General features: G+C 72.6%; 9 protein-coding genes and 1 pseudogene. 6 read left to right on the top strand and 4 right to left on the bottom strand.

Going from position 1 to position 7,422, the window contains the following annotated elements; genetic code table 11:
- Nucleotides 1-1,071, bottom strand: a 1,071-nt coding sequence (bioB, locus tag GPJ59_RS31015) for a biotin synthase BioB (protein WP_258025190.1), incomplete at its 3' end; no start/stop codon positions are given.
- A gap of 175 nt (nt 1,072-1,246) precedes the next feature.
- Here bioB and GPJ59_RS31020 point away from each other — a divergent pair.
- Nucleotides 1,247-2,422 (top strand): 8-amino-7-oxononanoate synthase, encoded by a 1,176-nt coding sequence (locus tag GPJ59_RS31020; protein ID WP_219671243.1) that lies wholly within the window; start codon nt 1,247-1,249, stop codon nt 2,420-2,422.
- Here GPJ59_RS31020 and GPJ59_RS31025 read toward each other — a convergent pair whose 3' ends face one another.
- Together GPJ59_RS31025 and GPJ59_RS31030 are read right to left on the bottom strand one after the other, a co-directional pair.
- Nucleotides 2,423-2,644, bottom strand: coding sequence for a DUF397 domain-containing protein (locus tag GPJ59_RS31025; protein WP_219671244.1), 222 nt, complete (start codon nt 2,642-2,644; stop codon nt 2,423-2,425).
- Nucleotides 2,645-2,656: 12 nt separating this feature from the next.
- Nucleotides 2,657-3,535 carry a helix-turn-helix domain-containing protein gene (locus tag GPJ59_RS31030; protein WP_219671245.1) on the bottom strand — a complete coding sequence of 293 codons (879 nt, stop codon included), beginning with the start codon at nt 3,533-3,535 and terminating at the stop codon, nt 2,657-2,659.
- A 196-nt stretch (nt 3,536-3,731) separates the two neighbouring features.
- Between GPJ59_RS31030 and GPJ59_RS31035 the strand changes: the two genes are divergently transcribed.
- Nucleotides 3,732-4,178 carry an ATP-binding protein gene (locus GPJ59_RS31035; RefSeq protein ID WP_219671246.1) on the top strand — a complete coding sequence of 149 codons (447 nt, stop codon included), beginning with the start codon at nt 3,732-3,734 and terminating at the stop codon, nt 4,176-4,178.
- A 21-nt stretch (nt 4,179-4,199) separates the two neighbouring features.
- Here the strand turns inward: GPJ59_RS31035 and GPJ59_RS31040 are convergent, their stop codons facing one another.
- Nucleotides 4,200-4,589: a VOC family protein gene (locus tag GPJ59_RS31040; protein WP_308120580.1), complete on the bottom strand. Its 390-nt coding sequence runs from the start codon at nt 4,587-4,589 to the stop codon at nt 4,200-4,202.
- 200 nt (nt 4,590-4,789) lie between these two features.
- Between GPJ59_RS31040 and GPJ59_RS31045 the strand changes: the two genes are divergently transcribed.
- The 4 genes and pseudogenes from GPJ59_RS31045 to GPJ59_RS31060 form a co-directional block, all read left to right on the top strand.
- Nucleotides 4,790-5,092 carry an urease subunit gamma gene (locus GPJ59_RS31045; protein WP_219671247.1) on the top strand — a complete coding sequence of 101 codons (303 nt, stop codon included), beginning with the start codon at nt 4,790-4,792 and terminating at the stop codon, nt 5,090-5,092.
- A gap of 14 nt (nt 5,093-5,106) precedes the next feature.
- Nucleotides 5,107-5,418, top strand: coding sequence for an urease subunit beta (locus tag GPJ59_RS31050; protein WP_219671248.1), 312 nt, complete (start codon nt 5,107-5,109; stop codon nt 5,416-5,418).
- Nucleotides 5,411-7,132: an urease subunit alpha gene (locus GPJ59_RS31055; protein WP_219671249.1), complete on the top strand. Its 1,722-nt coding sequence runs from the start codon at nt 5,411-5,413 to the stop codon at nt 7,130-7,132. The genes GPJ59_RS31050 and GPJ59_RS31055 overlap by 8 nt, the downstream gene beginning before the upstream one ends.
- Nucleotides 7,133-7,183: 51 nt before the next feature.
- Nucleotides 7,184-7,422 (top strand): annotated as a pseudogene (locus tag GPJ59_RS31060) (urease accessory protein UreF); the annotation flags it as partial.

Consider the following 7,422-nt stretch of genomic DNA (forward strand, 5'->3'; position numbering starts at 1 on the left):
GCCGCACACGGAGCCCGCGCCGGCGCCGTGCGAGCCGCAGCCCCCGCCGGCGGCCGCGGCCGCTTCGGAGCGGTGCCGGGGCAGGGTCGAGGTGTCGGCCCCCTCCACCTCGAAGCCGGAGTCGGCGATCATGTCGAGGTCGGCCTGTCCGGCCTGGCCCTCACTGGTCAGGTAGTCGCCGAGGAAGATCGAGTTCGCCAGGTGCAGCGCCAGCGGCTGAAGCGTGCGCAGGTGCACCTCGCGCCCGCCCGCCAGCCGGACCTCCACGTCCGGGCAGACGAACCGGACCATCGCCAGGATGCGCAGCGCGCGCTGCGGGGTGAGGTTCCACTCCTTGCCCAGCGGCGTGCCCTCGAAGGGGATCAGGAAGTTCACCGGCACGGAGTCCGGGTCCAGGTCGCGCAGCGAGTAGACGACGTCGACCAGGTCCTCGTCGCTCTCGCCCATGCCCGCGATCAGGCCGGAGCAGGCGGACAGGCCCGCCGCGTGCGCCTTCTGCACCGTGTCGACCCGGTCGGCGTACGTGTGGGTGGACGTGATGTCCCCGTACGTCGCCTCGGAGGTGTTCAGGTTGTGGTTGTACGCGTCCGCGCCGGCGTCCCGCAGCCGCTCCGCCTGGCCGTCGGAGAGCAGGCCGAGGCAGGCGCAGACCTCCACGCCCTCGTTCTGCTCCTTGATCGCCGCGATCGTCTGCGAGACGCGGTCCACGTCGCGGTCCGTCGGTCCGCGGCCGCTCGCCACCAGGCACACGCGCTTGGCGCCGCCCGCCACGCCGGCCGCGGCCGCCTGGGAGGCCTCCTCCGGCTTCAGCCAGGTGTACTTGAGGATCTCGGCCTTCGACCCCAGGCGCTGGGAGCAGTACGAGCAGTCCTCCGGGCACAGCCCCGACTTGAGGTTGACCAGGTAGTTCAGCTTGACCCGGCGCCCGAACCAGTGACGGCGCACCTTGCCGGCCGCGGCCACCACGTCGAGCAGTTCGTCGTCGGAGGTCGCCAGCACGGCGAGCGCCTCTTCGCGGGTCGGCAGCTCACGCCGCAGCCCCTTGTCCACCAGGGTGTTCAGCAGGTCCATGGGGGCGATCCTGTCCCACACCACCACTCCCGGCCAAGGAGAGATCGCACAACATGGCCGGAACGGAGTGTGTGTATCGCCACACCTGGTACAGGGGTCCCCTGCGGCTAGGGTCGGGGTTGGTCTGTGGACAGCCGACAAAATTGGACAGCCGACACCTTCGCGAGGACGAACCATGCCCCAGCACGCAGCGGCCGACGTGTTCGCCTGGATCGACGACGAGGAGCGCGCCCGCGAGCGGGCCGGCCTCGTCCGCTCCCTGCGCCCGCGTCCGGCCGACTCGCCGCTCCTCGACCTCGCCAGCAACGACTACCTCGGCCTGTCCCGCCACCCCGAGACGGTGTCCGGCGCCCAGGAGGCGGCCGCCCGCTGGGGCGGCGGGGCCACCGGCTCCCGCCTGGTCACCGGCACCACCGAGCTGCACGCGGAGCTGGAACGGGAGCTCGCCGCCTTCTGCGGGTTCGAGGCCGCCCTCGTGCTCTCCTCCGGGTACGCCGCGAACCTGGCCGCGGTCACCGCCCTGAGCGGTCACGGTGCGCTGGTCGTCTCCGACGCCGGCAACCACGCCTCCATCGTCGACGGCTGCCGCCTGTCCCGCGCCGGGACCGCGGTGGTCCCGCACCGCGATCCCGAGACCGCCCGCAAGACGCTCGCCGGGCACGACGGCCGGGCGCTGCTGGTCACCGACTCGGTGTTCTCGGTCGACGGCGACGCCGCCCCGCTCGCCGCCTACGCCGAGGCCTGCCGGGCGGAGGGAGCGGCCCTGGTCGTGGACGACGCGCACGGGCTGGGGGTCCTGGGCGAGGGCGGCCGCGGGGCGCTGCACGCCGCCGGTCTGGCGGGGGCGCCCGGGGTGGTCGCGACGCTGACCCTGTCGAAGTCGCTGGGCAGCCAGGGCGGCGCGGTCCTCGGCCCGGCCAAGGTGATACGCCACCTGGTCAACACGGCGCGGACCTTCATCTTCGACACCGGGCTGGCGCCGGCCGCGGCCGGCGCGGCACTGGCCGCCCTGCGGCTGCTGGCACGGGAGCCGGAGCGGGCGGACCGCGCCCGGGAGGTGGCGGCCGCGCTGTACGGACGGCTGACCGCGTCCGGCCTGACCGCGGCCAGGCCGGACGCGGCCGTGGTGTCCGTACGGGCCCCGTCCGCGTCGGCGGCACTGCGCTGGGCCGCCGACTGCCGCGAGGCGGGTCTGTCCGTGGGCTGCTTCCGGCCGCCGTCCGTACCGGACGGCATCTCCCGGCTGCGGCTGACCGCGCGGGCCGATCTCACGGGGGACGAGATCACCCGGGCGGTGGAGACCATCCTGGCCACCGCGCCGGCCGGAGCCACGGACGGTGGACGCGCCTAGCTAGGCGCTGTCCGTCCGTACGTGGGCGAGGAAGCCGTCCCAGGCCGGGCCCGTGAAGAGCACGGCCGGGCCGTCCGTCCGCTTGGAGTCGCGGACGGCCAGCAGGCCGCCGGCCAGGGCGGCGGCTTCCACGCAGTTGTTCATACCGGTGCTGCGGCTGCTGCGCCGCCACCGGATCGCGCTGTTCTCCAGTCCGCCGGGGGGTGGGGGTATTGCGGACACGGGGGTGCCTCCTTACGCGTCGTCAGCGAGGGCGCTGATGAGCTCCGACGAGTCGTGGGGCGGGAGGGCGTGCGCCTGGATGGTGCGGAACGCGGCGCTGTACGCCTCGAGGTCTTCCTTCCGCTCCAGATAGAGGCTACTCGTCAAATGGTCGAGTACCACCACATCCAGATCGGCGATGTTCGGAAATGAGAAAATTACGAACGGTCCGGTCAGGCCGAGATGACCACCTACACTGAACGGCAGTACCTGGAGCCGCACTTGCGGCAGCCGGGCCACCTCCACCAGGTGCCGCAGCTGCTCCGCCATCACCCCTGGCCCGCCGATCTGCCGCCGCAGGACCGCCTCGTCCAGGACCGCGCTCAGTTCCAGCGGGGGGTCCGCCCGCAGCACCGCCTGCCGTGCCAGCCGTACGTCGACCAGCGCGTCCACCTTCGGCTCCGGCAGTCCGCCCAGCGCAGCCCGGGTCACCGCCCGTGCGTACGCCGCGGTCTGGAGCAGCCCGGGCACCACCGACAGCTCCACGGTCCGGGCCGAACGCGCCCCGGCCTCCAGGCTGATGAAGTCCCGGTACTCCTGCGGCAGCAGGCCCCGGTAGTCGTGCCACCACTCGCGGCCGCCCCCGCCGCCGGGGTCGGCCGGGCCGGCGGCCGAGGCGGACAGCGCCTCCAGCAGCGCGCGCTGCTGCTCGCCGACCCCGCCGTACGCGTCGAGCAGCAGCAGGACGTCCTCCGGTTTCACGCCACTGCGGCCCGTCTCGATCCGACTGATTTTCGACTGGTGCCATCCCACGATCCGGGCGGCCTCACCGCTGGTGAGCCCGGAACGGTCGCGCAGCGCACGCAGTTCCTCGCCGAGCTTGCGCCGGCGCACCGCAGGTCCGTACTGCATGTCCGCCCTCCTTCAACCGGCACAGATCGCACCAGTCTGCCCTCCAAATACGGTCTTCCGTAGCAGAGTTCACCGCATCGGGCGACAGATATATGCATATCTTGGGGGAACGGCCGACGTGGCGGGGCGGGGAGTGGCACTCTGGCGGTCAGCACAGATCCGGGGCGGTTCGCCCCGGTGGGAAAGGGACCGCGCCATGGCAGATCACCAGGAAGCATCCGTCACTCTGCCGAGCGATCCCGCCTCGGTCGCCGTCGCCCGCCGCTACGTCGCCCAGATCCTCGGGGAATGGGGCCTGCCCGAGGACGCGGACGTCGCGGACTCGGTCCGGCTGATCGTCTCCGAACTCGCCACCAACGCCGTGCAGCACACCTTCGGGCAGTCGCCCACCTTCACGGTGGACGTACGGCTGGAGCGCGACGAGACCCTGCGCATCGGGGTGACCGACAGCCACCCGCGCTGGCCCCGGCGCCTGCCCGCCGCCGTACAGCAGGACAACGGCCGGGGGATGGTGATCATCCGCTGGCTCACCGCGGAATCGGGCGGCCGGCTGTCGGTCAGCCCCACCTCGGACGGGGGCAAGACGGTGTGGATCTCCCTGCCCTGGGCGGTCGGCGCGGTCGTCTCCGAGTCCCGGGGCTGACCGCCGGCCCCGAAGGGGGTGTCAGGCCGCGCCGCGCTCCGCCGCGCTGCGCTCGATGCACAGCTCGTTGCCCTCCACGTCCGCCATGACCACCCAGCCGGTCCCGTCAGGGCGGCGCTGATCGTCGACAATCGCGGCGCCGAGGGCGGTCAGCCGCTCGACCTCCTCGTCGCGGGTGCCGTCGGTCGGCTGGATGTCCAGGTGGACGCGGTTCTTGACCGCCTTGCCCTCCGGTACGCGGATGAAGAGCAGCCCCGGCACGCCCGGCTGCCCCGGGTCCAGCAGGACCTCGTCGTCCCCCTCCTTGTCGTCGGGGTGCACCGGGAAGCCGGTGACCTCGGACCAGAACCCGGCCACCCGGTAGGGGTCGTGCGCGTCGAAGGTGATGTGCCGGACAGGATTGCGGAACACGGTTCTCCCTCACGAAGGCCGGCGCGTATGCGCTCGAACGGGTGAACCCGGACGCTACCCGAAACGTGAATTAACTCGCCGGAAAAATACCGGCCTTAGCGTGGCGGGGCGTTCCGGTCCACCGTCAATGATCACCCATGCGGCGGTAAAGCGGTCGCGCACGGCACAGTTGATCACGTACCGGAAGCTGGGTGATACGCGTGCACCTCACACCTCATGAGCAGGAAAGACTGCTCATCCACGTGGCCGCCGACGTGGCCGGCCGGCGCCGGGCCCGGGGCCTGAAGCTCAACCACCCCGAGGCGATCGCCCTGATCACCGCCCACATCCTCGAAGGAGCCCGCGACGGCCGCACCGTCGCCGAGCTGATGGCCTCCGGCCGCACCGTACTCGGCCGCGCCGAGGTCATGGAGGGCATCCCCGAGATGATCCACGACGTCCAGGTCGAGGCGACGTTCCCCGACGGCACCAAGCTCGTCACCGTCCACGATCCGATCGTCTGAGAGGAGGCGCGCACGTGATCCCCGGTGAGATCCACTTCGCGGACGCTCCGATCCCGCTCAACGAGGGCCGCAGCGTCACCCGCGTCACCGTGCTGAACGCCGCCGACCGGCCGGTGCAGGTCGGCTCGCATTACCACTTCGCCGAGGCCAACCCGGGCCTCGACTTCGACCGCCGCGCCGCGCACGGCCGACGGCTCAACATCGCCGCCGGCACCGCCATGCGCTTCGAGCCGGGCATCCCGGTCGAGGTGGAGCTCGTGGCGCTGGGGGGCCTGCGCACCGTGCCGGGCCTGCGCGGCGAGACCGGGGGAGCCCTCGATGGCTGAGCTCGACCGGCGCGTCTACGCCGACCTCTTCGGACCCACCACCGGCGACCGGATCCGGCTCGCCGACACCGACCTCTTCGTGGAGATCGAGGAGGACCGCAGCGGCGGCCCCGGACGCGCGGGCGACGAGGCGGTGTTCGGCGGCGGCAAGGTGATCCGCGAGTCCATGGGCCAGGCCCGCACCACCCGCGCCGAGGGTGCCCCGGACACGGTGGTCACCGGGGTGGTCGTGCTCGACCACTGGGGCATCGTCAAGGCCGACGTCGGCATCCGCGACGGCCGCATCTGCGGCATCGGCAAGGCCGGCAACCCCGACACGATGGACGGCGTGGACCCGGACCTGGTCATCGGGCCGGAGACCGAGATCGTCTCCGGCAACGGGAAGATCCTCACCGCCGGGGCCGTCGACGCCCACGTCCACTTCATCTCGCCGACCATCCTGGACGAGGCCCTCGCCTCCGGCATCACCACCCTCGTCGGCGGCGGCACCGGCCCCGCCGAGGGCACCAAGGCCACCACCATCACGCCCGGACCCTGGCACCTGGCCCGGATGTTCGCGGCACTGGACGCGTACCCCGTCAACATCGGCCTGCTGGGCAAGGGCAACACCATGTCCCGCGACGCCCTGCACTCCCAACTGCGCGGCGGCGCCCTCGGCTTCAAGATCCACGAGGACTGGGGGGCCACCCCGGCCGTCATCGGCACCTGCCTGGACGTGTGCGAGGAGACCGGGGCCCAGCTCGCCGTCCACACCGACACCCTCAACGAGGCCGGATTCGTCGGCGACACCCTGGCGGCCGTCGCCGGGCGCACCATCCACGCCTACCACACCGAGGGCGCGGGCGGCGGGCACGCGCCCGACATCATCACCGTGGTCTCCGAGCCCAACGTGCTGCCCAGCTCGACCAATCCGACCCGCCCGCACACCGTCAACACGGTCGAGGAGCACCTCGACATGCTGATGGTCTGCCACCACCTCAACCCCGCCGTCCCCGAGGACCTGGCCTTCGCCGAGTCCCGGATCCGGCCCTCGACCATCGCGGCCGAGGACGTGCTGCACGACCTCGGCGCCATCTCGATCATCTCCTCCGACTCCCAGGCGATGGGCCGGGTCGGGGAAGTGGTGCTGCGCACGTGGCAGACCGCCCACGTGATGAAGAAGCGCCGCGGCTTCCTGCCCGGCGACGGACCGGCCGACAACCACCGCGCCCGCCGCTACGTCGCCAAGTACACGATCAACCCGGCCGTCGCCCAGGGCCTCGCCCGGGAGATCGGCTCGGTCGAGGTCGGCAAGCTCGCCGACCTGGTCCTGTGGGACCCGGCCTTCTTCGGGGTCAGGCCGCAGCTGGTGATCAAGGGCGGCCAGATCGCGTACGCCCAGATGGGCGATGCCAACGCCTCCATCCCCACCCCGCAGCCGGTACTGCCCCGCCCCATGTTCGGCGCCCACGGACGGGCCCCCGCGCAGAACTCCCTGAACTTCGCCGCCCCGGCCGCCCTGGAGGACGGACTGCCCGAACGGCTGGGCCTCGGCAAGGAGTTCACGGCGATCGACAACACCCGCAAGACCACCAAGGACGACATGCGGTGCAACAGCGCCCGGCCGCGCGTCGAGGTGGACGCCGACACCTTCACCGTGACGATCGACGGGGAGGCCGTGGAACCCGCGCCCGCGGCCGAGCTGCCCATGGCACAGCGCTACTTCCTCTTCTGATGGGCGGCCTCTTCTGATGCGCGGCCGACGGTCCCCGCTGGGCGGCCCGCGATGAGCCGCGCCGCCCTGCTCGTCCTGGCCGACGGACGCTTCCCCGCCGGGGGCCACGCCCACTCCGGCGGGGCCGAGGCCGCCGTCCGGGCCGGCCGGATCCACGACGCGGCCACCCTGGAGGCCTTCTGCCAGGGCCGGCTGCACACCGCCGGGCTGGTCGCCGCGGCCCTCGCCGCGGCCGCCGCCCTCGGCATGGACCCGGCCGTCCTGGACGAGGCCGCCGCCGCCCGGACCCC

It is taken from the genome of Streptomyces bambusae (assembly GCF_019400985.1).
Taxonomy (GTDB): Bacteria; Actinomycetota; Actinomycetes; order Streptomycetales; family Streptomycetaceae; genus Streptomyces; species Streptomyces bambusae_A.

Excerpts from the sequence above, each read along its gene's own strand:
- GPJ59_RS31030 (WP_219671245.1), bottom strand. The coding sequence starts at position 3,535 with ATGCAGTACGGACCTGCGGTGCGCCGGCGCAAGCTCGGCGAGGAACTG.
- GPJ59_RS31055 (WP_219671249.1), top strand. The coding sequence starts at position 5,411 with ATGGCTGAGCTCGACCGGCGCGTCTACGCCGACCTCTTCGGACCCACC.
- GPJ59_RS31035 (WP_219671246.1), top strand. The coding sequence starts at position 3,732 with ATGGCAGATCACCAGGAAGCATCCGTCACTCTGCCGAGCGATCCCGCC.
- GPJ59_RS31020 (WP_219671243.1), top strand. The coding sequence starts at position 1,247 with ATGCCCCAGCACGCAGCGGCCGACGTGTTCGCCTGGATCGACGACGAG.